Genomic DNA, 21967 nt, shown 5'->3' with positions numbered 1-21967 from the left:
GACGACGCGTGACGGCCTCAGCCGCGCCCGGCCAGCGGGGTCAGCGACCGGTCCGTGCCGTCGTAACTTCGCGCGGCGTCGAAGTCACCCGTCGGGCGCTGCCCACCGGCGACGGCACGAGCCAGCCGCAGGTCCGCGTTGCGGAACCGCAGGGCCAGACTCAGGTGCGGCACCCACGCGTCGGGCGCATGCCACGGGCGGTGTCCGTCGGCCTCGGCGAGAACGTCCCAGACGGCGGCGTGCAGCGCGGTCAGCGCCGGAGTGGGTCGAACCAGCCAGACCAGCGGGGCGCTGCCGTCGAGGACGACGACCCGGTCGAGCGTGACCGGCACCGGCAGCGCGGCGTCGAACAACGCGACAAGTCGGTGCTCGACCCCCGGCGGGAACTCGTCGACGGCGGCGAGGGTGAGGTGCGGCCTGTTGGTCGGGTGGACGTTGCGGGCCAGGCTGGGCAACCCGGCGGCGGCCAGCCGCCCCCAGACCGCCCGGACCGCGACCTCCAGGCCGGACGAGCAGACCAGCTCCACAGTACGCACGCGTCCACGCTAGCCGGACCGACGGTCAGAGCCAGCCGTTGTCCCGGGCGGTGCGGACCGCCTCGGCCCGATCGGCGGCGCCGAGCTTCTGCACGGCGGCGGAAAGATGGTTGCGCACGGTGCCGGTGGACAGGTGCACCCGGCGGGCGATCACCGCGACCGGGGCACCGACCTCGGCCAGCCGTAGCGTCTCCAGTTCCCGAGGGGTCAACGGGCACGGGGGCAGGGTCAACGCGTCGGCGGCCAGCGACGGGTCGACGTAGCGACCCCCGGCGTGCACCCGGCGGATCACGTCGGCGAGCGCCGCACCCGGCGAGCCCTTGGGCAGGAACCCTCGGGCGCCGGCGGTCAGCGCCTGGCGCAGGTGCCCGGGGCGGCCGTGCCCGGTCAGCACCACCACCGCGCAGTCGGGTCGGACCCGGGTCAGCTCGGCGGCCACCGCGATGCCGTCCAGGCCGGGCATCTCCAGGTCCACCACCGCCACGTCCGGGCGGTGCGCCAGCGCCGCACTGACGGCTGCTCTCCCGTCGGCGGCGTGTGCCACCACCTCGATGTCCGGTTCGAGGCTGAGCAGGGCGGCGACCGCGACCCGGATCAGGTCCTCGTCGTCGGCGAGCAGGACGCGGATCACCATGACGCCGGCACGGTGGCTTCGAGGGTGAAGATCGCGTCCTCCCGGCGTACCCGCAACTCGCCCCCGGCAGCGGCGAGCCGGTCGGCCAGCCCACGCAGGCCGTGGCTGTGCGCGTCCGGGCCACTGTCGTCGGCGCCGTCGTTGGCCACCGTCATCCTGGCCACGTCATCCTCCCGATCGATGCGGATCCGACACCAGTCGGCCCGGCTGTGCCGCAGCACGTTGGTGCTCGCCTCGCGCAGCACTGCCGCCAGCTCGATGGCGGCGGGCTGCGGCAGGTCCGCCGGCAGTGGCAGAACCGTGCACCGCACCCCGCAGGAGCGCAGCACCCCCACCACCGCGGTGAGTTGTTCGTCGAGGTCGACGGCCCGATAGCCGTGCACGGTCTCCCGTACCTCGCTCAGCGCGGAGGCGGCCAACCGTTGCACCTCGGCGGCTTCCCGCCCGGCCCGTTCCGGATCGACAGGGGCGAGCCGGGCGGCGAGTTCGGCCTTCAACGCGATCACCGTGAGGTGGTGCCCCAGTACGTCGTGCACGTCGCGGGCGAAGCGCAGCCGCTCCTCGGCGGCGGCCAACCGGGCCTGGGCGGCCTGACCCTGGCGGGCCTCCACGAGCAGGTCCCAGAACCAGACCTGGAACCCGTTCACGGCGGCGACGCCCACGCCGATCCCACCGGTCACGGCGAGGTGGCGCGGAACGGAGCCGCCGGTCCACCAGGCCACCGCCACCGACACCGCCAGGACGCCGACCGCGACCGCCAGCGCGGCCCGCCACCGCACCAGCAGCGGTGTCATGCCGATCAGCGCCGCGCCGAGCCAGGCCCACGTCGGCCACCTGCCGGCCGCCACCGGACCCACCAGAGGAACGGTAAGCGCCGCCACCGCGACCAGGCTCAGCTCGGCCCGACGCCGCCAGCGCCTGTCGAGCCACGGCGTCACGGCCGCGTACAGGACGACGGTCTGGGCGATCACGAAGGCGAGGATGCCGACCGCGCCGAGCGTCACCCGGCTCGGGTCGGGCTCGCGGGTGAGGCCGACCGCCGGTAGCAGGACGCTCGCCCAGACGCCGGTGGCCAGCGACACCAGCGTCGCGGCCCGGGCGCGGCGCAGCCGGCGGTCCGCCCGGGGAGTCACCACCTCGCTCGCCACGCACCGATCCTAGGGCCGTGCCCGGCACGGTCCACCCCTGCGAACCGTCACGGTCCGACCGTGCGGTCCGCACGGTTTTCCCGTGACGAACGGGTCTGCCGGGCACACCGGGGGCACCGGCAGGGTCGGAGGCATGGAAAACACCCAGATGTACGCGGACAGCCTCACCGCCGTACCGTCGCCCGCCCCCCTGCCCACCGACGAGCCGACCCCCTCGGCCCCGACACCGACCACGGCGGCACCGACCGTCGCGGCACCGGCCAGCAGCAGACGGCGGCTGCTGTGGCATCTGGGCGAGATGGCAGTGGCGATGGTCGCCGGGATGCTGCTGCTCGGGCCGTTGTGGGAGCTGGCCGGCACCGCTCTGGGCGTCGGCGACGCGCTGGCCCGGCCGGAGGTCGCCGCACTGGTGATGGCCACGAACATGACCGTCGGGATGACGGTGTGGATGCGCTACCGGGCGCACCGCTGGCACGCGGTCGGCGAGATGGCCGCCGCGATGTACGTCCCGTTCCTGCTGCTGTTCGTGCCGTTCCGGGCCGGCCTGATCGACGCCGACGCGCTGCTGCTCGGCGGGCACCTGCTGATGGTTCCCGCGATGGTGCTGGTGGCGGTTCGGCACCGACACGAGGCGCCGGCGCCGGTACGCCGACACCGGGTCGTGGTGGCGCTCGCCCACCGCTGGCCGGCCGGGTTGGCGCTGCTGCTGACCGTGGACATGTGGGTCGACCCGAGCGTGCTCAGCCCCTGGACGATGCTGGTGCTGCCCGGCGGCTACCTGGTGATCGGCATGGCCCGCCGCACGCTGGGCGGGCGGGGCGTGCTCGCCACCCAGGTCGCCGGTCTGGCCGTCTGGGTCGCCCTGACGCTTGTCGCGGTGCTGGCCGGCGGGCGGACCGCCGCCTGGCTGGTGGCGTTCGGGTGGTTGGCGCACGCCGGGTGGGACCTGGCGCACCACGACGGCCGGGTGGTGCCGCGCACCTACGTCGAGTTCTGCGTGGTGCTCGACGTGGCCCTCGCTGCGGTGATGGTGCTGGCCATCCTGACCGCCGACGCCTGACCAAGGCCGCCACCGAGAGGGTGGAACAGACGCCGCACAGGCTCGGGGACGGCTCTTGTGGCGGTCGCCGCAACGGCCCCGACGGCGTGATGAAAGGCTTGGCACATGAGTTCCGCACCTGCACAGCACGACGCACCGACTGACGCCGTCCCCGACAGCACCGACGAGGTGAGCGCCTTCACCGAGCTCGGGCTGCGCGCCGAGCTGCTGGGCGCGCTCGCCGCCCTCGGGTACGAGGAGCCGACCCCCATCCAGCGGGAGGCTATCCCACCACTCCTGGAGGGCCGGGACCTGCTGGGTCAGGCGGCCACCGGCACCGGCAAGACGGCCGCGTTCGCGCTGCCGCTGCTGAACCTCATGGGGGCACACCGCCAGGGCGGCGACCCGGTGGCGCTGGTGCTGGTGCCGACCCGGGAGCTTGCGGTGCAGGTCTCCGAGGCGTTCCACCGCTACGGCAAGGACCTGGGCGCACGGGTGCTGCCGATCTACGGTGGGCAGCCGATCGGGCGGCAGCTGCGGGCACTGGACAGCGGTGTCGACGTGGTGGTGGCCACCCCGGGGCGGGCCCTCGATCACATCGCCCGGGGCACCCTGCGCCTCGGTGGGTTGGCGACGGTGGTGCTCGACGAGGCCGACGAGATGCTCGACATGGGCTTCGCCGAGGACATCGAGGCGATCCTGGAGCACGCTCCGACGCAGCGTCAGACGGTGCTCTTCTCGGCCACCATGCCGTCGCGCATCGACGGGATGGCCCGCCAGCACCTGCGGGAGCCGGTTCGGATCGAGATCGGCCGCGAGCAGACGGTCGCGGGTGAGGCGCCCCGGGTGCGGCAGAGCGCGTACATCGTGACCCGGGCACACAAGCCGGCCGCGCTGGGTCGGGTGTTGGACGTGGAGTCCCCGACCGCGGCGATCGTGTTCTGCCGCAGCCGGGAAGAGGTCGACCGGTTGACCGAGACGATGAACGGTCGGGGCTACCGCTCCGAGGCGCTGCACGGTGGCATGAGCCAGGAGCAACGCGACCGGGTCATGGGCCGGCTGCGGGCGGGCACCGCCGACCTGCTGGTGGCCACCGACGTGGCGGCCCGCGGGCTGGACGTCGAGCAGCTGACCCACGTCGTCAACTACGACGTGCCGTCCGCCCCGGAGTCGTACGTGCACCGGATCGGTCGGGTGGGTCGGGCTGGCCGCGAGGGCGTGGCGATCACCCTCGCCGAGCCGCGTGAGCACCGGATGCTCAAGACCATCGAGCGGGTGACCGGTCAGCGGATCACCATCGACAAGATCCCCACCGTGGCCGACATGCGCACCCGGCGGCTGGAGCTGACCCAGGCGGCCCTGCGCGAGAGCCTGCTGGAGGACGACCTCGACCCGTTCCGGGTGATCGTGGAGACGCTGACCGACGAGTTCGACCTGATGGAGGTCGCGCTCGCCGCCGTGAAGCTGGCCCACGAGGTGACGTCGCCGGGCTCCGACGACGAGGAGGAGATCCCGCAGGTTCCGGTCCGCGGGCCGCGCGAGGGTCGGCCGGAGGCCGGTGGCCGGGGCGGCGACCGGCGGGGTGGAGGCCGGCCACGCTCCGGCGGTGGCAACACCGTCCAGGTCTTCGTCGGCCTGGGCCGACGCGCCGGCGTGCGCCCGCAGGATCTGGTCGGCGCGATCACCGGTGAGACGGGCATCCGCGGCCGGGACATCGGCTCCATCGAGATCGCGGACCGGTTCTCGCTGGTGGAGGTGCCCCAGGGGGTGGCCGACGAGGTGATCTCCGGGTTGCGCCAGAGCACGATCAAGGGCCGCAAGGCCACCGTGCGCCGCGACCGCGGGGGCGACGAGCGCTGAGCGCGACGCCGGCGACCGCCGGCCCGAGCACGACGCCGGCGACCGCCGGAGTACGACGGTCGCCGGCGTCAACCCTCAGAAGGAGTACGGGCCGAATCGGCCCCATGCCACCACGGCGGCGAGCACGAGCAGCACCGCACAGGTGATGACGCCCTGGATCTCGGTGCGACGCCCCTCGGCCGTGTCCTGCTTCCTCATGTCGCGCAGGTGCACCAGGATGCCGCCGACCATGACGACGACGAGCCCGAGTGCGGCGAGCGGGGTGAGCACTGTGGCGATGTCGGTGAGTGGGGGCAGCACCAGCCCGAGGGCGGCCAGCAGCTCGACGGCACCGAGTGCCTTGACCTGGGTCGGCGGGACGGGGTCCACCCACCGCATCATCTCGCGCAGCTTGTCCTTGGGCTGGGTCAGCTTGGCGAAGCCGGCGCCGGCGAAGACGACGGCGAGCAGGATCTGGATGATCCAGAGCACCAGGTTCACGGGGGTTCCTCCGGGGGACGCCTCGCGGCGAAGAGGTAGTTGAGGATTCAAGCGCGACAGTAGACCCCTCCCCACGTACACGGGGACCCCCGCCGTCGGAAAGACGGCGGGGGTCCCCGTGGTCGGAGCGTCAGACCGCGAAGAGCGCCGGACCGTCAAGCGTCTTCACGTCGGCCGGGCGCAGCGCCAGGGCCAGCACGTCGGCCACGTCGGCCAGGGTGTGCACGGTCAGCGCCTCGCGCACCTCGGTCGGCAGGTCGTCCAGGTCGGGCTCGTTGCGCGCCGGGATGATCACCTCGGTGAGGCCGGCTCGGTGCGCGGCGAGCAGCTTCTGCTTCACCCCACCGATCGGCAGCACCCGACCGGAGAGCGTCACCTCACCGGTCATCCCGAACTCGGGACGGACCGGGCGACCGGTGACCAGCGACGCCAGGGCCGTGACCATGGTGATGCCGGCGCTCGGGCCGTCCTTGGGCACCGCGCCCGCCGGGAAGTGGACGTGGATCCGGCGTCCCGCGAGAGCGTTCGGGTCGATGCCGAACCGCCGCCCGTTGGAGCGCAGGTAGGAGAGCGCGATCTGCGCCGACTCCTTCATCACGTCACCGAGCTGGCCGGTCAGGGTCAGCCCCGGCTCACCCTCCATACTGGTCGCCTCGATGAAGAGCACGTCCCCGCCGGCGCCCGTGACGGCCAGACCGGTGGCCACGCCGGGCACGGCGGTGCGCTCGGCCGACTCCGGGGTGAACTTCGGCCGACCCAGGTAGCCGGCGAGGTTGTCGGTGCCGACGCGTACCGGCGTCGGGTCCGTCGCCAGTGTCACCGCCACCTTGCGCAGGATCTTGGCCAGGGCACGCTCGAGCTGCCGGACGCCGGCCTCCCGGGTGTACTCCCCCGCGATCAGTGCGAGAGCCTCGTCGGCGACGCCGACCTCGTCGACGGTCAACCCGGCCCGCTCCCGCTGCCGGGGCAGCAGGTGGTCGCGGGCGATGGCGACCTTCTCGTCCTCGGTGTACCCGTCCAGGGTGACCAGTTCCATCCGGTCCAGCAGGGGGCCGGGGATGGACTCCACCACGTTGGCGGTGGCCAGGAAGAGCACGTCGGACAGGTCGAGGTCGACCTCCAGGTAGTGGTCCCTGAAGGTGTGGTTCTGGGCCGGGTCGAGCACCTCCAGCAGGGCGGCGGCCGGGTCACCGGCGTAGCCGGCGGCCAGCTTGTCCACCTCGTCGAGGAGCACGACCGGGTTCATCGAGCCGGCCTCGCGCAGCGCGCGGACGATCCGACCGGGCAGCGCCCCCACGTAGGTGCGCCGGTGCCCGCGGATCTCCGCCTCGTCGCGGACGCCGCCGAGCGAGACCCGGACGAAGTTACGCCCGAGCGCTCGCGCCACGGACTCGCCGAGGCTGGTCTTGCCCACCCCGGGAGGACCGGCGAGGGCGAGCACCGCGCCGGAGCCGCGACCGCCGACCACACCGAGGTTGCGCTCGGCACGGCGGTTGCGCACCGCCAGGTACTCCAGGATGCGGTCCTTCACGTCGGCCAGGCCGGCGTGGTCGGCGTCGAGCACGGCCCGGGCCGCGGCCAGGTCGGTGTTGTCCTCGGTACGCGTGCCCCACGGCATCTCGAGCACGGTGTCCAGCCAGGTACGGATCCAGCCCGCCTCCGGGGAGGCGTCACTGGCCCGCTCCAGCTTGCCGACCTCGCGCATGGCCGCCTCGCGTACCTTCTCCGGCAGCTCGGCGGACTCGACGCGGGACCGGTAGTCGGCGGAGCCGTCCGGCTCGTCCTCGCCCAGCTCCTTGCGGATGGCGGCCAGCTGCTGACGCAGCAGGAACTCGCGCTGGGACTTCTCCAGCCCCTCGCGGACGTCACTGTTGATCTGCTCGGTGACCTCCTGCTCGGCCAGGTAGTCCTTCACCCAGCCGACCAGCAGCTCCAGCCGGGCGGTGACGTCCGGCGCGGCGAGCAGTTCGGTCTTCTGCTCCAGCGTCAGCCAGGGCGCGTAACCGGCCGAGTCGGCCAGCTCGGAGAGGTCGGTCATCCGCTCCACCGCGTCGATGACCTGCCAGGCGCCCCGCTGTTGGAGCACGGAGGTCACCAGGGCGCGGTACTCGCGGGCTAGTTCGCGGGCCCGACCGGCGTAGGCGGGTTCGTCGAGTTCGGTCGCCTCGACCCAGAGGGCTGCGCCGGGGCCGGGTACGCCGGAACCGATGCGGGCCCGGGACAGACCACGGATGACGGCGGCGGGCTCACCCTCGGGCAGCCGGCCGACCTTCTCGATGGTGGCGACCACACCGACCGGTCCGTACTCGCCGTCGATGCGCGGCACGGCCAGCAGCTTGCGGTCGCCGGTCGCCCGCGCCGCGTCGATCGCGGCCTGGGTGGTGGGGTCGAGGGTCACCGGGATGACCATGCCGGGCAGCAGAACGGCGTCGGTCAGGGGAAGTACCGGAAGAGTTGCCATCGAACACCTCGCGTTGAGTTGAGCGTGTCTCACTCAAGTAACAAAGCGTTCCCCTTGTTCCGGTGTGTGACCTAGACCACTGGGCTGGTGCCGTAGAGGCGGGGATCACCCGGCGGCAGCACCGGCTCCGGGGCGTTCGCCCGCGGGCGAGCCGCCGGCAGCAGCACCTCCAGCGCCACCCCACGGGGCCGCAGCCGGTGCGCCCGCAGCGCTCCCCCGTCCGCCGCGACGAGCTGCCGCACGATCCACAGGCCCAGGCCGGACATCCCGACGGCCGGCGCCGGACGCCGCAGCGCGACAAGCAACGCATCGTCGACCCGACCCTCGTCGGTGACCAGGACGCTCACGCAGGGGCCACGCAGGGTGGCGTAGAGCCCGACCTGCCCGTCCGGTGGCCCGTGCCGCAACGCGTTCTCCACCAGGTTGACAAGCACCTGTCGCGTTCGTCCGGGCGGCACCGGACAGGAGGCCGCCGGCCGGGTGGCCCGTGCCCGTCGACGGCCGACCGGCACCAACGCGGCGGCCTCCCGCAGGATGCCCGCCAGCGCCACGGCCGGCTCCGGCCGCGGGGTCAGCGTCAGCGCGCCCGTGCCGGCGGTCGCGTCGCGCAGCAGGCTCTGCAGGTGGTCGGCCTGGTCGCGGGCCAGCTCACTGATCGCCCGCCGGTCGTCACTGGTCAGCTCGCGACGCTCGTCTGCCAGCGCGCGGGTCAGCGAGGTCAGGGTGCTGATCGGCGTCCGGAACTCGTGGCACAACACCCGCAGCAGCAACTCCGAATCGGCCTCGGTTGGGCGCCGCTCGCCGGGTGTCGGCTCACGGTGGCGCAACCCTCTCAGCAGGTCCCGCAAACCGTGCCGCGCACGCATCCACCCGACTCCTCTCGTTCGGTGCGAACCCGCATGATCGGTACCCGCTGGGGAACGGCCCAGACATGCCGGGAGCCTCCACCTTGCGACTCGTCGTCGTGGACGATCACCCCCTTTTCGTCCGCGGCCTGGAGTTGCTGCTCCCGATCACCACCAACGGCCGCGCCGAGGTGGTCGCCTCGACCGGCGACGCCGCCGCAGCCGCGGCGCTGGTCAGCAACTGCCGCCCCGACCTGGCCCTGGTCGACCTGCACATGCCGCCGCCCGGCGGCATCCGGGCGGTGGCCGCGATCCGGCGGACCACACCACGGGTACGGGTGGTCGCGATGTCCGGTTTGGCCGACCCCGCGTCGGCGGTGGAGGCGCTGCGGGCCGGCGCCGAGGGATTCCTGCCCAAGACCAGCGAACCGGAGGAGCTGCTGCCCCCGCTGCTGGCCGTCCTCGACGGCTGGGCGGTGCTGCCGGCCGAACTGCTGCGCGCCATGCTGCGGCCCACGCGCTCCGCGCCCGTCGACCTGGACGGCGAGGAACGGCGGCTGCTGCGGGCGATCGCCGCCGGCCGTGGCACCGTCGACATCGCCGAAGAACTGCACGTCTCCGAACGAACGGTGAAACGCATGACCGCCGCGTTGCTGCGCAAGTTGCGGGTCTCGAACCGGGCCGAGGCGGCCGCCGTCGCCGGTCACAGCGGCATCCTCGGGGAATGAGGGCCTCGCCATCGGCCCGATTCACGGTTTTGCTAGGTAACGGAATCGCGACGCGCCGAATGAATGGAAGGCATATTGTTGCGGATTACCGGGGTGATAGGTCAGACTTTGGACACATCCCGCCGCACACAGGGAGTAATCGGCAATGGCGAGAAAAGTAATCACGGTCCTGACCGACGACCTCGACGGTGGGAAGGCCGACCGGACGGTCGAGTTCAGTCTCGACGGCGTGGCCTACACGATCGATGTCTCCGACGAGAATGCTGGCGTCCTGCGCAAGACGCTCGATCCGTACATCAATGCCGGTCGGCGGATCGGGCGCGGCCCGGTAGAGAGCGCCCGTTCGGTCCGGCGGCCGGGGCGACCCGCCGGCGCGGGAATGGATCGGGAGCAAAACCGGGCCATCCGGGAATGGGCCGTCAAGAACGGCTACAAGATTTCCGAGCGAGGCCGGATCCCGGTTGAGGTCGTCGAGGCGTACAAGAGCCGCTGACGCGACTCGACGACGGGGCCCCGCCGGAAACGGCGGGGCCCCGTCATTTGTCCGGACACCCGAAACGAGCGACGGCCGGCCACCCCGGGTTGTCGCCCCGGGTGGCCGGCCGCCGTTGGTACGTCAGGGTCAGTTGACGTCGATGCGCACCGAGTCGAAGGCGGGGGTCTGGTTGGCCCGCTCCATCATCGGCAGGCGGTGCGAGCCGTCACCGGCCCAGACGGAGCACTGGGCGGTACCCGACTCCGGCAGGCCCGGAATCTGGATCGTCACCTCGTCGGGCTGGGCGCCACCGCGGCCGTCCTCGGTCGCGACGAAGAACGCGGGCACCTCCTGCGGCTCCGGCGGAGCGGTCAGGCTGTCCAGCATCCGGCAGGCGGTGTGGAAGTGACCACGGACCAGACCCTGGTCGTTGAGCAGCGAGCTCTCCACGTAGTAGCCACCCTGACCGGCGGCCAGGAAGCGGTCGCGGACCAGGTTGCGGGTGCTGACCCGCAGGGTGAAGGGCTGGTTCTGGCCGACCTGGTCGGGGAACTGGGTGATCAGCAGCGACGGGTTGTTGGCCGCGGCGCCGACCTCACCGAACTCGGTGCTCACGCAGCGGTCGCCCTTCTGGAAGCCGTCGTGCGGCTGGAGCCGGCTCTCGTCGCAGTCGTTGGCGAGCACGCCGAGCCCGGCGCCGGGCTCGGCGCCACCACCGTTGTTCCCACCACCGTTGTTGCCGCCACCGGGCGTCGTGGTGGGCGTGCTGCCGCCACCGCTGTTGCCGGTGGGCTGCACCTGGCACTCGGCGAGCTGCGCGAGGCCCTGCGGCCGGGGTCCGGCCCGGTCGATGGCGGTCGTGATCCGGTCCAGCACGGCGCGCCGCTTGCCGGCCAACGGCTGCAGGATCGCGTTACGGATGAACGCCTCACCCTTGTTGCCCTCGGCGGCCAGTCGGCGGTCCGCCTCGGCGATCTGGGTCTGCAACTGGGCGAGGTTGCGGTCCACCTCGGCCCGCGCCCGGCCCGGAACCTGCGGCAGTTTGGCCGCCACATCCGGACAGGCGATTGCCGTGCCGGTGCCCACCGTGCCGTCCTTGCCGTCCTCGCACTCGGGCACCGACTGCTGTCCGTCACCCCAGTGATTACGCACCCACCGACCGTTCTGCCACGTTCTGCTGGTCGAGCCGCCGCCAGTCGGCGCGGTAGCGCCCGGGCTCGGCTCCACGCACTGCCCGGCAGCCGGACGTGGCTTATTTGTCCGCCGGTCCTGGGCCGACGAAATCTGAGTCACGGCGACAACTCCGCCGAAGACCGCGAGCGTGCCGACAACTGCCAGCAGACGCTTGCTCCGCGTGTTGCCGGAAGGCCGGCGCGCCCGAGTGGACCTGCGCATCGAATTGCTCTCCTTCTCGATCCGGTAGTGGATTTCTGCCCTCGGCGGACCGACGGATGTGAGTTGGCACGCCGCGGCGGGGTGACCCACCGTGACCTACCCGGTAATGCGTCGATGGCCGACGATGCCCTTTCCGCACCGTCTCCCGCGCCCGTGGACGCGGATGGGGAGATCCTGTTCATTCGCGCAGGAGTACGGGGCGGCGGCCGGGAAGGTTCAACAGACGCACAGGAAATTGCCGCGACTCGACACGGTGCCGGTGCGGAGCGGGAATCAGCAGGTGAAACGGGCGCCGGTCAGTCGGCGCAGAGGTGGTCGAAGGCGAACCCGCCGACCAGTTCGTGGCGGCGCTGGCTCAGCGCGGCGATCTGCGCGGTCCACTCGCCCCGCGGCAGCAGGTCCGCGTCCGCGTTCTCCCGCAGCCGCTCCCCCACGGCGACGGCGGCGAGATCCTCGGCCAGCCGGGCCGCGTCGATACCGCAGGAGAAACGGTGCTCGGTCACCGAGACCCGCTCGACGAGGCACGCGTCGGGGCGTACCTGCACCCAACTCCACCCCTGCGCCGGCCCGTCCACCCAGCGGACGTGCAGCCCTCGCACGATCGGGTCGGCCACCTGCCCGGCCACGTACGCCTCGACCGCCGCCGCGCGGGTCAGCGCGCCGAGGTCGTTGACCGGGCCGGTACGCCCGTCCGGCAGCCGGCCCAGGATGTCCCGGAACCCCACCGGCGCCGGTTCGGTCCCGGCGGCGGTGGGTCCGGCGCCGCCCGCGGCGTAGGCGCGCGCGTCGATCACGTACTCGACCAGGCGGCGGCCGTGGTCGGCGGCCCGCAACGTCGGCGAACCGATCCGCAGCACGGGCAGGCCGGCGGCCGCGCTCACCGCGTCCTTGAGTCGCTCCACGCGTTGTTCGGTCGAGCCGGCGGACGGCACCGCGCCGATCTCCACCGCGACGATCGGGCGGCCGGTGTCGGCGGCGTAGACCACGAAGTCGAAGCTGGCGCGACTCGCCGAGGTCCACTGGCTGCCGGTGACACCGGGTGGGCGGCCCTGGACCAGATCGCTGAGCCGGCGTGCCGACAGGACGCGGTGGCCGGCTCGGCTGGGCAACGCGTCGCGCCCCGCCTCGGCGGGCATCGTCCGCAGCCAACCGCGGTCGTCGCTCCCGATGCTCGTCATCTGCCTGATCCATCCGCCGGTCGGTCGAGCCGGGCCGAGTCTAGGTGGTCGATCATGGGCCACCGACTTCCAGTGTGACCGGGATCACACTAGCGCCGACGTTCCAGGGATGGCCGCCGGGTGTATCCAGCGACCGCCGGTACCCGACCGGTCCGGAGGTGACCATGTCGCGACAGCAGTTCGGCTTCCTCGCCGGGTTTCTCGCCGTGGCGGTCTGGGCGCTCGCCGGTGTCGGCGTGGCCGCCCTCGCCGTGCTCGCCGGCCTGCTCGGCTGGCTGGTCGTCCGGGTGCTCGACGGCGACCTCGCGCTGACCGGTCTCGGCGACCGCCGCGCCGACGCTCGGCGACGCCGATGACCACCCGCCCGTCCACGGGGACGAACCCCAGCACCGGACTGACCACCGGGACCACCGCTTCGGAGCGCCGCCCGGGCGACGCGGCGGACGTCGCGCGGATCGCGGTGCAGGCGGCCAGCCTCGTACCGGGCGTGTCCGTCGTGCGCCCGGCGGCGGTCCGCCTGGACGACCGGTCCGTCGGACTCGACCTGCACCTCATCACCTGGTACGGCCACAGCGTGCCGACGATCGCCGAGACGGTTCGGGCGGTGGTCGCCGACCGGGTGGCCGCCCAGACCGGGCTCAGCGTGGCGCTGGTGACCGTCACCGTGGACGACCTGCTCGTTCCCGGCGTCGACGGGCCCGGAGCCGACACCACCGCACCGGAGGACGGCTGAGATGCGCACCGCCAACCGGGTCGCCTCGTTGCTGCTGGCCACCGCCCTGCTCATCGGCGGCACGGCGGTGGCCGTCCAGGCGTTGCTGCTCACCCTGCGCCGCCCGACGCCGCTCGACACCACCGGCTGGTTCGACGCGCTGAGCGGCGCCCGGTGGCGCGACCCCACGGTCCGGGCCGTGGCCGGCGGGGCGCTGCTGCTGGGCCTGGCCGGCCTCGTCGCCCAACTGCGCCGGTGGACACCGATCCGCCTGCGCACCGACGAACGCGACGGCTGGTATCTGCACCGGCGCTGTGTGGAGCGGCGGCTCGCTGACGCCGCCAGCGCGGTACCGGGCGTCCGCCGCGCCCGGGTCCGGGTCCGACGCCGCGGCGGCCAGTGGCGTCCCCGGGTCCGCGCGACAGGCGACCCGGCGGCCCGGGCGGAGATCGAGTTCGCCGTGCACCAGGAGTTGCACCGGCTCACCGCGCCCCGCCCCGCCCGGATCGACGTCCGGCTGCTGCCTCGGCGACGGCCGGCGTGACCAACGCCGGGCACCGACTGCTGTGGACCATCATCGCGCTGCTGCTGGTGGCGGGCGGCGCGACGGCGCTGGCGGCCAACCTCGGCACGCTGCCCGGCGTCGATCCGGCGACGGTGCTGCTCAGCGCCGAACTGGTCGACCGGTGGCGGCTGGCCGCGCCGTGGAGCACCCTGGCCGCGACCGTCGCCGGGGCGCTGCTCGCGCTGGCCGGACAGCGCCTGCTGGCCCGGGAGTTGCGGGGCCCGGGCGGCACGCTGCGCGGCACTCTGAGCCACCCCGGACGTCGGCCGGGCCGGACCCGGCTGGCCGCCGACGTACTCACCGACGCGCTGGTACGCGACCTGACCGGCAACCCCGGGGTACGCCGAGCCCGGGTGGTGCTCACCGGCGCGCCACCGCACCCCGACGTGTGGATCCGGGTGGACCTCACCGCCGACGCGCCGACCGCCGGCGTACGGGAGCACGTTCGCGCCGCGGTCCGTCGATTCGCGGCGACGACCGGCTGCCAGCCCGCGCACCTCGACGTGACGGCCCGTATCGAGCCCGCCCACCCCTGAAGCCGGCGCGGGTCGGCGGTGGGCGGCCAGGGTGCTGGCGCCGATGGAGACCGCCGGGGTCAGCGCCACCACGGCGAGGATCAGCTTCAGCCCGGCGAAGGCCAGCAGCAACGTCGCCACGCGCCGGCCACCCGAGCGGTGAACCGGTCGTCGTGGGCTGCGGACCGGGTGGTGGGTCCGCCGCACATCGGCGCCGGGTGATCCGGCAGGATCGACGGTGACCGGACACATCACCCAACACGGCAGGAGATCCCCGCATGAACCAGGCAGCAGGCGCCCAATCGGGTAAGCCCGAGGTTGGTCCGATCGAGGGTGCACCGCCGGCCGACCTCGTTATCGAGGACATCACCGTGGGCGACGGCCCGCAGGCCGAGCCGGGCCAGTTGGTCAGCGTGCACTACGTCGGCGTGTCGTACTCCACCGGCGGCGAGTTCGACTCGTCCTGGAACCGGGGCCAGGCGTTCGAGTTTCCGCTCGGCGGCGGTCAGGTCATCGCCGGCTGGGACCAGGGCGTAGCCGGCATGCGGGTCGGCGGTCGCCGCCGCCTGATCATCCCGCCGCACCTGGGGTACGGCGACCGGGGCGCCGGAGGCGTCATCAAGCCGGGCGAGACGCTGGTCTTCGTCGTCGACCTGCTCGGCGTGAACTGACCGATCGTCGGGGTCGCCGGCCCACGCCGGCGGCCCCGCGCCGACCCCCGGTGCCCACCTCGTGGGCCGGGGGTCAGGCGGCCAGTTGCAGGTCGGTGGTCGCGACCACCGGGCGACGCGCGGCCTCGATCGCCGCGGCCGGCTCCAGAATCGCCATCACGCGGTGCAGCCCGCTGACGCGCAGCACCCGCGCCACCACCGGGCTCGGGTCGACCAGGACCAACTCGCCACCACAGGCCCGCACGCGCAGATGCGCGGCGAGCAGCGTGCGAACGCCAGCGGCGGAGAGCAGCCGCAGCCCGGACAACTCCAGGTGAACCACCCGGCGGGCCGGCGCGGACCACAGCGCGGACCGGAACGCGGCCACCGTGGCGATGTCGATCTCGCCGGCCACCCGCATGAGGACCACCTGGTCACCCACGCTGACCTGCACGTCGAGCCGGTCGCTGTGCTCTTCCATGTCCAGAAATCTAGCCCCCACCACCGACACTTTCGCCCCTCCACGGAGTGATTCCGGGTACGCCCAGGGGCATACCCCGAGGTACCCCACCTCCCTCTCGGGGTGGAGTCCCGGGGTCCGGGCGGCACGCCGAGCGGGCGCGGAACGCGGAGTCGGCCGACAACCGGGTGGAGGATAGGCCGATGCTGATCCCCCGGCCCCGGCCGCCCCGGCTGATCCGTCCCGTCCGCGAGCCGGCGACCACGCCTCCGGCGCTGGCCGGGGCGTGGGCCCCCACCGACCGCCGGCTCGACCACGCCGAGGTGCTCCCCCTCCCCGTCGGCGCCGTCGGTCCCGAGGACGTGCTGGTCGACGGTGCCGGGCGGGTGATCAGTGGCGACGAGGACGGTCGGCTCTGGTGGTGGCCGGTCGACGCGCTTGCCGGCAGCCGACCCCAACTGCTGGCCGAGACCGGGGGCCGTCCGCTCGGCATCGAGCTGGACCCGACCGGCGAGGCCCTGGTGGTCTGCGACGCGTACCGCGGGTTGCTGCGGGTCACGCCGGACGGCGCGGTACGCGAACTGACCGGAACGGGACCCTCGGTGTATCTGGCCAACAACGCGACCGTGGGCCGGGACGGCACCATCTACTTCACCGACAGCTCGGACCGGTTTCCGGTCTCACACTGGAAACGGGACCTGCTGGAGCACCGCCCCAACGGTCGGGTGTTGGCCCACCATCCGGGCAGCGGCCGCACCGAGGTGGTGACCGAGGGGCTGTACTTCCCCAACGGGATCGCGCTGACCCCGGACGAGTCGGCGCTGATGCTCGTGGAGACCAGCACCCACCGCCTGCTACGCGTCGAGCTGAACGGCGGTGTGCGGGTCCTCGCCGACCTGCCCGCGTACCCGGACAATCTCGCCTCGGTGGGTGACGGGACGTACTGGATCGCGCTGCCCAGCCCACGGGTGCCGATCGCCGAGCGGCTGCTGCCCCATCCGCGGCTACGCCAGATCGCCGCCCTGCTGCCCGACGCGATGCAGCCGCAGCCTCGCCGCTACGGGCTTGTCGCGCTCGTCGACGGCACGGGCGCGGTCCGCCGGACACTGCACGGTCCGAACGGCCACTACTCGATGATCACGGGGGTACGCCAGCACGGCGACCAGCTCTGGCTGGGCAGCCTGACCGGCTCCGGGGTGGCCCGCGTACCCCTGGGGTGATGGCCGTGGCCACGGGCGGCGACGGGGCCGGTCCGCCGTCGTGGCGGGCCGGCCCCGTCGTGCCGCAGGCGGTGTCTCAGCGGCCGCTGACCGAGGGTGCCGGTGCGGGTGATCCGCCGGCCACCGCGCCCGGATGCGCCGGGGCGACAGGTGCGGGCTTGAGCCCCGGCGGCACCGGCAGGGCACTGCCCCGGGCGAACTCGTCCCAGCTCACGTTCCAGGCGGTCCAGCCGTTGCCCGGCTGCAACTCCACCTCGGTGCCCTTGACGGTGACCAGGTCACCGACCTGCGTCACCCCCATCAACCAGTCGGCCGCCGTGGCGGAGACGTTCGCGCAACCGTGCGAGACGTTGGCGTTGCCCTGGTCCCCCTCCGACCAGGGGGCGGAGTGGATGAACTCGCCGCCCCAGGTGTAGCGCTGGGCGTCGTCGACGTCGACCACGTAGCCGCCGTCCGGCTCACCCCGGGTGTCGAAGGTGACCCGCTCGTGCTTCTCCATGATCACCATTTTGCCGCTGGAACTCGGCGTGCTCGGCTTACCCAGGCTGACCGGGATCCGGCGGACCTGTTTGCCGTCGCGCAGCACGGTCATCTGCTTGGTGGCGTTGTCGATCTCCAGCGAGACCTGTCGTCCGATCGTGGAGGTCGCGGTCCGCTCGGCGTCGCCGACCCGGTCCTTTCCGATCGGCAGACCCTCCAGACCGGCCCGGACGCTGATGGTGGTGCCCGGCTTCCAGAAATCGGGTGCGCGGTAATAGACCTGACTGCCGTCATCGAGCCACGACCAGGTGCCCGGCTGCGGCGGATTGGTCTTTACGAACAACCGCCGCTGGACATCCGCTCTGGCCTCTTTCGGAATGCCCGGGTCGAACGCCACCGTTACCGGCATCGCCGTGCCGTACGTCCGTTTGCCGACGAAATAGAGGGTGCTGGTGATCTGTGGTTTTGTCGATTTTGCCATCGTCGTGAACGTGGTGGTGCGGGTGGTGGTGACGCCGGAGTCACCGGTCGCGGTCACCTCGGCGGTGTAGGTCCGTCGTGGTTGCAGCGGAGCGCTCGGCACCCAGCCGGAGCCGTCCTCGCGCGGCTCGGCGCCGACCTGCTTGCCCTTGTCGTCGGTGAGGCGTACGCCGGTGACCCGCCCGCCCTTGACCACGGTGCCCACCTCGGCGCTGACCGGGACGTCCCGGGCCTTGTCCCCCGGCGTCACGGCGAGTTCCGGCGCGGCGGCGTGCTTCTTCGCCGAGCCGGTCGCCGAATCCCGGTCGGCGGTGCACGCACCCAGGGCGAGCGGTGCGGCTGCGATGGTTACCGCCAACAGCGTCAATCGCCGCCTAGACGTCATGTTTCTGTCCCCCCGTTTTCGACTTCCCTCCGCCACATTCTGACCTGCTCGACAGGAGTATCCGCGGTATTCAGAAATAATCGTCGGCGCATTTACCGGCGCATTTTCCGACAATGTTCCAGTTGGCAGAACAGGGGCTCAACCGACCCATGTCGTGCCCTCTGCTCCGCTTGAGCGGCCCGACGTCGACTGTCCGAATGACGGCGAGTGGATCATGCGCCGGGGTCGGGCGGACGAGGCCGGGGCGGGCGGATCGCGCCCGGTGCGGTGGGGGCGGGAAGTAGAAGGTCACGCCGGGTGGCGCACCTCGTGGGCGGACTTTTGTCAGCTGGAGCGAAACTTCTGCCGAACGCGACGAAGCTTTGCCTTCGTCCTGAGGCACGGGTAAGGTCACGATCTAGATAGAGGGTTGCCCATTCGTCGATCAACTTGCCGCCACCTCTGCCGGGTCGCCGCGTTCCGCTCCCGATGGGTCCGGGCCGCACCCGCGCGTCGTCCATCACCGTCCAGCCGGAGCCCGCCTCCGGCCAGTTCGGCGCGCCCGGCAGACGGCAGTCAGGTCGACCGCCGCCGACGGCGTACCAGCCGTCAGGAAGGGACCACCACCATGGATCAACAACTCAACCGACCGGGGCCGACACCGGCATCCGAGCCGGTCAGCCGGCGTGGAGTGCTTCGCGCCGCGACCGTCTCCGCTGCCGCTGTCGGCGCCGCCGGTCTGCTCGCCGGTCCGGCCTCCGCCGCTCCCGCCGCGTCCGGCCAGCAGGCCCAGGGCCGCCGTCGGGTGCCGGTGGACCGGATCAGCATTCAGCTCTACACGCTGCGCGACCAGCTCGCCGCCGACCTGCCCGGCAGCCTGGACGCGCTGCGCCGGATCGGTTACCGGCGAGTGGAGCACGCCGGTTTCGTCGGACGCACCGCCGCACAGTTCCGGGCCGCGCTCGACGAGGCGGGGCTGCGTTCCACCTCCGGGCACGTCGGCATCCCACAGCCGTTCGACGCCGCCACCTGGGAGCAGGCCCTCGCCGACGCCAACGTGGTGGGCTGCAAGAAGATCGTCCACCCCTACTTCGGTCGGGACGCGAGCGGTCAGCCGATCCGGGACGCCGCCGTCTACCGGGCCCTGGCCCGGGACCTGAACCGCGCCGGTCGGCTCGCCGAGCGCGCGGGGCTCGACTTCGGCTACCACAACCACCAGCTCGAGTTCGTGCCGCTGACCGGCGGCTCGACCGGGTTCGACATCCTCACCTCGCAGACCGACCCCCGGCTGGTCCACTTCGAGCTCGACCTCTACTGGACCTGGCGCGGCGCCCACGACCCGGTCGACGTGTTCCGGGCCAACCGCGGTCGGATCCGCCAGGTGCACGTCAAGGACCTCGACGTCGAGGGTGGCTTCGCCGACCTCGGCGACGGCGTCATCGACTTCGGCCGCATCTTCGCCCACGAGCGGGAGGCCGGCATCGAGGAGTACATCGTGGAGCGTGACGACGCGGGCACCGCGCCGCGCTCCCCCGCCGACGCCCTGGACACCGCTCGCGTCGGCTTCGACTATCTCGCTTCACTTCGGTACTGAAACCACCCCGGGGGACACACTTGATGAACAGGACCGCATTCGCGTCCGCCCTGTTGCTGGTAACGGCCGGCCTGGTCGTACCACCGTCGGCAGCGGCCGCAGCGCCGGCCCCGCCGCCGGACACCAGCTTCCAGAAAGTGACACTCAACGACTTCCCGGGCGAGCCGATGAGCCTCGCCGTCCTGCCCGACCTGCGGGTGCTGCACACCTCCCGCACCGGTGAGGTCCGCATCCACGACCCGCGCACCGGGCTGAACACCCTCGCCGCCGACATCCCGGTGTACGAGCACGACGAGGAGGGTTTGCAGGGGGTCGCCATCGACCCGAACTTCGCCCAGAACAAGTGGGTCTACCTCTACTACTCGCCGCCGATGAACACGCCCGTGGACGACCCGGCGACCCCGGGCGTCAACGAGGGGGACGCGCCGGAGACCGGCACCGAGGCGGACTGGCAGCCGTTCAAGGGCGCGCTGCGGCTGTCCCGGTTCAAGCTGGACGGGACGAAGCTCAACCTCGCCAGCGAGCAGCAGATCATCGACGTGCCGACCGACCGGGGCATCTGCTGCCACGTCGGCGGCCAGATCGACTTTGACAGCAAGGGCAACCTGTACCTCTCGACAGGTGACGACACCAACCCCTTCGCCTCCGACGGCTACATCCCGATCGACGAGCGGGCCGACCGCAACCCGGCCTTCGACGCCCAGCGCACCGCGGCCAACACCAACGACCTGCGCGGCAAGCTGCTGCGCATCAAGGTGAAGAACGGTGGCGGCTACACGGTGCCGGCCGGCAACCTGTTCAAGGCCGGCACGGCGCAGACCCGCCCGGAGATCTACGCGATGGGGCTGCGCAACGCGTTCCGGTTCGCCGTCGACAGGCGTACCGACAACGTGTACGTGGGCGACTACTCCCCGGACGCCTCCAACCCGAACCCCGAGCGCGGGCCGGCCGGGCACGGCCGGTGGATGCTCGTCGACAAGCCGGCGAACTACGGCTGGCCGTACTGCGTGACGCCGACGATCGCCTACCGCGACTACGACTTCGCCACCGGTGAGTCCGGCGCAAAGTTCAACTGCAAGCGCCCGGTCAACGACTCTCCGCACAACACCGGCAAGCGCGTGCTGCCGCCGGTCGAGCAGCCGCAGGTCTGGTACGCGGCCGCCGCCTCGGCCGAGTTCCCGCAGCTGGGCACCGGCGGCATCGCCCCGATGGGCGGCCCGGCGTACGAGTACGACGGCACCAGCACGTCGCGTACCCGCTGGCCGGCCTACTACGACGGGGTGCCGCTGTTCTACGAGTGGACCCGCGACTACATCAAGGAGTTCCGCCTCGACTCCGACGGCGACGTGCAGGACATCCGTCCGGTGGCACCGTCGCTGGTGGTGGACAATCCGATGGACATGGAGTTCGGCCCGGACGGCGCGCTCTACGTCCTGGAGTACGGCGACGGCTACTTCGCCGAGAACCCGGACGCCCAGCTGTCCCGGATCGACTTCGTCCGCGGCAACCGGACGCCGATCCCGAAGATCAGCGGTACGCCGACCGTGGGGCAAGCCCCGCTGACCGTCGAATTCTCCAGCGCCGGCACCACCGACCCGGACGGTGACAAGCTCAGCTACGCGTGGGACTTCAACGCGGACGGTTCGGTGGACAGCACCGCTCCGAACGCGACCTGGACGTTCCCGGAGAACGGCTCGTACACGCCGACGCTGAAGGTGACCGACCGCACCGGACGGTCCGCCTCGGCATCACTGCCGCTCGTGGTCGGGCCGACCGCGCCGGTCGTCGAGTTCGTCACCCCCGAGGCCGGGCAGCCGTTCCAGTTCGGGCAGACGGTCGCGTACGAGGTGAAGGTCACCGACGACCTGCCGGTGGACTGCTCCAAGGTGAAGGTCACCTACGTGCTCGGGCACGACGAGCACGGGCACCCGCTCTCCACCTCGACGGGTTGCTCCGGGACCATTCCCACGTTCCTCGACGGTGGGCACAGCGGTGCGGACAACCTGACCGCCGTGTTCGTCGCGGAGTACACCGACGCGGGCAACCCCGCGCAGTCGGGCTCGGCCACGGTCGTGCTGGACCCGACCCCGGTGGCCGGTCTGGCCGGCTGATCAGCTCCCTCAGGACAGCGGCGGCGGTCGGATCAAC

Annotated in this window: 22 protein-coding genes; 12 read left to right on the top strand and 10 right to left on the bottom strand. The window is 72.4% G+C overall.

Going from position 1 to position 21967, the window contains the following annotated elements; genetic code table 11:
* Window positions 1–17: 17 nt before the first annotated feature.
* From ACLQ3B_RS27325 to ACLQ3B_RS27315, 3 genes are read right to left on the bottom strand one after another with little or no spacing between them, the layout of a single operon-like run.
* Window positions 18–536: a 2'-5' RNA ligase family protein gene (locus ACLQ3B_RS27325; protein WP_425783563.1), complete on the bottom strand. Its 519-nt coding sequence runs from the start codon at window positions 534–536 to the stop codon at window positions 18–20.
* Between the two features lie 25 nt (window positions 537–561).
* Window positions 562–1167: a response regulator transcription factor gene (locus ACLQ3B_RS27320; protein WP_425783775.1), complete on the bottom strand. Its 606-nt coding sequence runs from the start codon at window positions 1165–1167 to the stop codon at window positions 562–564.
* On the bottom strand, window positions 1164–2318 hold the full coding sequence (locus tag ACLQ3B_RS27315; protein ID WP_425783562.1) for a sensor histidine kinase: 1155 nt from the start codon (window positions 2316–2318) through the stop codon (window positions 1164–1166). Before ACLQ3B_RS27315 ends, ACLQ3B_RS27320 begins: the two co-directional genes overlap by 4 nt.
* A 133-nt stretch (window positions 2319–2451) precedes the next feature.
* Between ACLQ3B_RS27315 and ACLQ3B_RS27310 the strand changes: the two genes are divergently transcribed.
* Together ACLQ3B_RS27310 and ACLQ3B_RS27305 are read left to right on the top strand one after the other, a co-directional pair.
* A complete protein-coding gene (locus ACLQ3B_RS27310; RefSeq protein ID WP_425783561.1) occupies window positions 2452–3378 on the top strand; it encodes a hypothetical protein in 927 nt (308 codons plus the stop codon).
* 105 nt (window positions 3379–3483) lie between these two features.
* On the top strand, window positions 3484–5217 hold the full coding sequence (locus ACLQ3B_RS27305; protein WP_425783560.1) for a DEAD/DEAH box helicase: 1734 nt from the start codon (window positions 3484–3486) through the stop codon (window positions 5215–5217).
* Between the two features lie 75 nt (window positions 5218–5292).
* Here ACLQ3B_RS27305 and ACLQ3B_RS27300 read toward each other — a convergent pair whose 3' ends face one another.
* From ACLQ3B_RS27300 to ACLQ3B_RS27290, 3 genes are all read right to left on the bottom strand, one after another.
* Window positions 5293–5697, bottom strand: a complete 405-nt coding sequence (locus ACLQ3B_RS27300) for a DoxX family protein (RefSeq protein ID WP_425783559.1) — start codon at window positions 5695–5697, stop codon at window positions 5293–5295.
* Between the two features lie 130 nt (window positions 5698–5827).
* Window positions 5828–8158 carry an endopeptidase La gene (lon, locus tag ACLQ3B_RS27295; RefSeq protein ID WP_357765455.1) on the bottom strand — a complete coding sequence of 777 codons (2331 nt, stop codon included), beginning with the start codon at window positions 8156–8158 and terminating at the stop codon, window positions 5828–5830.
* Window positions 8159–8229: 71 nt separating this feature from the next.
* Window positions 8230–9024, bottom strand: coding sequence for a sensor histidine kinase (locus tag ACLQ3B_RS27290; protein ID WP_425783558.1), 795 nt, complete (start codon window positions 9022–9024; stop codon window positions 8230–8232).
* A 98-nt stretch (window positions 9025–9122) separates the two neighbouring features.
* Between ACLQ3B_RS27290 and ACLQ3B_RS27285 the strand changes: the two genes are divergently transcribed.
* Together ACLQ3B_RS27285 and ACLQ3B_RS27280 are read left to right on the top strand one after the other, a co-directional pair.
* A complete protein-coding gene (locus ACLQ3B_RS27285) occupies window positions 9123–9731 on the top strand; it encodes a response regulator (protein ID WP_425783557.1) in 609 nt (202 codons plus the stop codon).
* 145 nt (window positions 9732–9876) lie between these two features.
* On the top strand, window positions 9877–10224 hold the full coding sequence (locus ACLQ3B_RS27280) for a histone-like nucleoid-structuring protein Lsr2 (protein ID WP_357188650.1): 348 nt from the start codon (window positions 9877–9879) through the stop codon (window positions 10222–10224).
* Between the two features lie 129 nt (window positions 10225–10353).
* Here ACLQ3B_RS27280 and ACLQ3B_RS27275 read toward each other — a convergent pair whose 3' ends face one another.
* Window positions 10354–11601: a hypothetical protein gene (locus ACLQ3B_RS27275; protein WP_425783556.1), complete on the bottom strand. Its 1248-nt coding sequence runs from the start codon at window positions 11599–11601 to the stop codon at window positions 10354–10356.
* A 296-nt stretch (window positions 11602–11897) separates the two neighbouring features.
* On the bottom strand, window positions 11898–12779 hold the full coding sequence (locus ACLQ3B_RS27270; RefSeq protein WP_425783555.1) for a hypothetical protein: 882 nt from the start codon (window positions 12777–12779) through the stop codon (window positions 11898–11900).
* Between the two features lie 164 nt (window positions 12780–12943).
* Here ACLQ3B_RS27270 and ACLQ3B_RS27265 point away from each other — a divergent pair, with 164 nt between their 5' ends.
* The 5 genes from ACLQ3B_RS27265 (at window position 12944) to ACLQ3B_RS27245 (ending at window position 15242) form a co-directional block, all read left to right on the top strand.
* Window positions 12944–13135: a hypothetical protein gene (locus tag ACLQ3B_RS27265; RefSeq protein ID WP_167493000.1), complete on the top strand. Its 192-nt coding sequence runs from the start codon at window positions 12944–12946 to the stop codon at window positions 13133–13135.
* Entirely contained in the window at window positions 13132–13512 is a 381-nt protein-coding gene (locus tag ACLQ3B_RS27260; RefSeq protein WP_425783554.1) for an Asp23/Gls24 family envelope stress response protein, read from the top strand. Before ACLQ3B_RS27265 ends, ACLQ3B_RS27260 begins: the two co-directional genes overlap by 4 nt.
* 1 nt (window position 13513) lies before the next feature.
* Entirely contained in the window at window positions 13514–14035 is a 522-nt protein-coding gene (locus tag ACLQ3B_RS27255) for a DUF6286 domain-containing protein (protein WP_425783553.1), read from the top strand.
* Window positions 14032–14592: a hypothetical protein gene (locus tag ACLQ3B_RS27250; protein WP_425783552.1), complete on the top strand. Its 561-nt coding sequence runs from the start codon at window positions 14032–14034 to the stop codon at window positions 14590–14592. The genes ACLQ3B_RS27255 and ACLQ3B_RS27250 overlap by 4 nt, the downstream gene beginning before the upstream one ends.
* A 257-nt stretch (window positions 14593–14849) precedes the next feature.
* Window positions 14850–15242 (top strand): FKBP-type peptidyl-prolyl cis-trans isomerase, encoded by a 393-nt coding sequence (locus ACLQ3B_RS27245; RefSeq protein WP_327036117.1) that lies wholly within the window; start codon window positions 14850–14852, stop codon window positions 15240–15242.
* A 73-nt stretch (window positions 15243–15315) separates the two neighbouring features.
* Here ACLQ3B_RS27245 and ACLQ3B_RS27240 read toward each other — a convergent pair whose 3' ends face one another.
* The gene (locus ACLQ3B_RS27240) at window positions 15316–15702 is read right to left on the bottom strand and encodes an STAS domain-containing protein (protein ID WP_425783551.1); all 387 of its coding nucleotides are present in this window, start codon (window positions 15700–15702) and stop codon (window positions 15316–15318) included.
* A gap of 182 nt (window positions 15703–15884) precedes the next feature.
* Here ACLQ3B_RS27240 and ACLQ3B_RS27235 point away from each other — a divergent pair, with 182 nt between their 5' ends.
* Complete coding sequence (locus tag ACLQ3B_RS27235; RefSeq protein ID WP_425783550.1) at window positions 15885–16901, top strand: SMP-30/gluconolactonase/LRE family protein; 1017 nt, start codon at window positions 15885–15887, stop codon at window positions 16899–16901.
* Between the two features lie 76 nt (window positions 16902–16977).
* Here the strand turns inward: ACLQ3B_RS27235 and ACLQ3B_RS27230 are convergent, their stop codons facing one another.
* Window positions 16978–18246 (bottom strand): Ig-like domain-containing protein, encoded by a 1269-nt coding sequence (locus ACLQ3B_RS27230; protein WP_425783549.1) that lies wholly within the window; start codon window positions 18244–18246, stop codon window positions 16978–16980.
* 607 nt (window positions 18247–18853) lie between these two features.
* On the opposite strand from ACLQ3B_RS27230, the gene ACLQ3B_RS27225 reads away from it, so the two are divergent.
* Together ACLQ3B_RS27225 and ACLQ3B_RS27220 are read left to right on the top strand one after the other, a co-directional pair.
* Window positions 18854–19819: a sugar phosphate isomerase/epimerase family protein gene (locus ACLQ3B_RS27225; RefSeq protein WP_425783548.1), complete on the top strand. Its 966-nt coding sequence runs from the start codon at window positions 18854–18856 to the stop codon at window positions 19817–19819.
* 23 nt (window positions 19820–19842) lie between these two features.
* On the top strand, window positions 19843–21930 hold the full coding sequence (locus tag ACLQ3B_RS27220; RefSeq protein ID WP_425783547.1) for a PQQ-dependent sugar dehydrogenase: 2088 nt from the start codon (window positions 19843–19845) through the stop codon (window positions 21928–21930).
* Window positions 21931–21967 lie beyond the last annotated feature (37 nt).

Source organism: Micromonospora sp. DT53 (assembly GCF_049841535.1).
GTDB lineage: Bacteria > Actinomycetota > Actinomycetes > Mycobacteriales > Micromonosporaceae > Micromonospora.
This window is presented reverse-complemented; position numbering and strand designations above follow the sequence as displayed.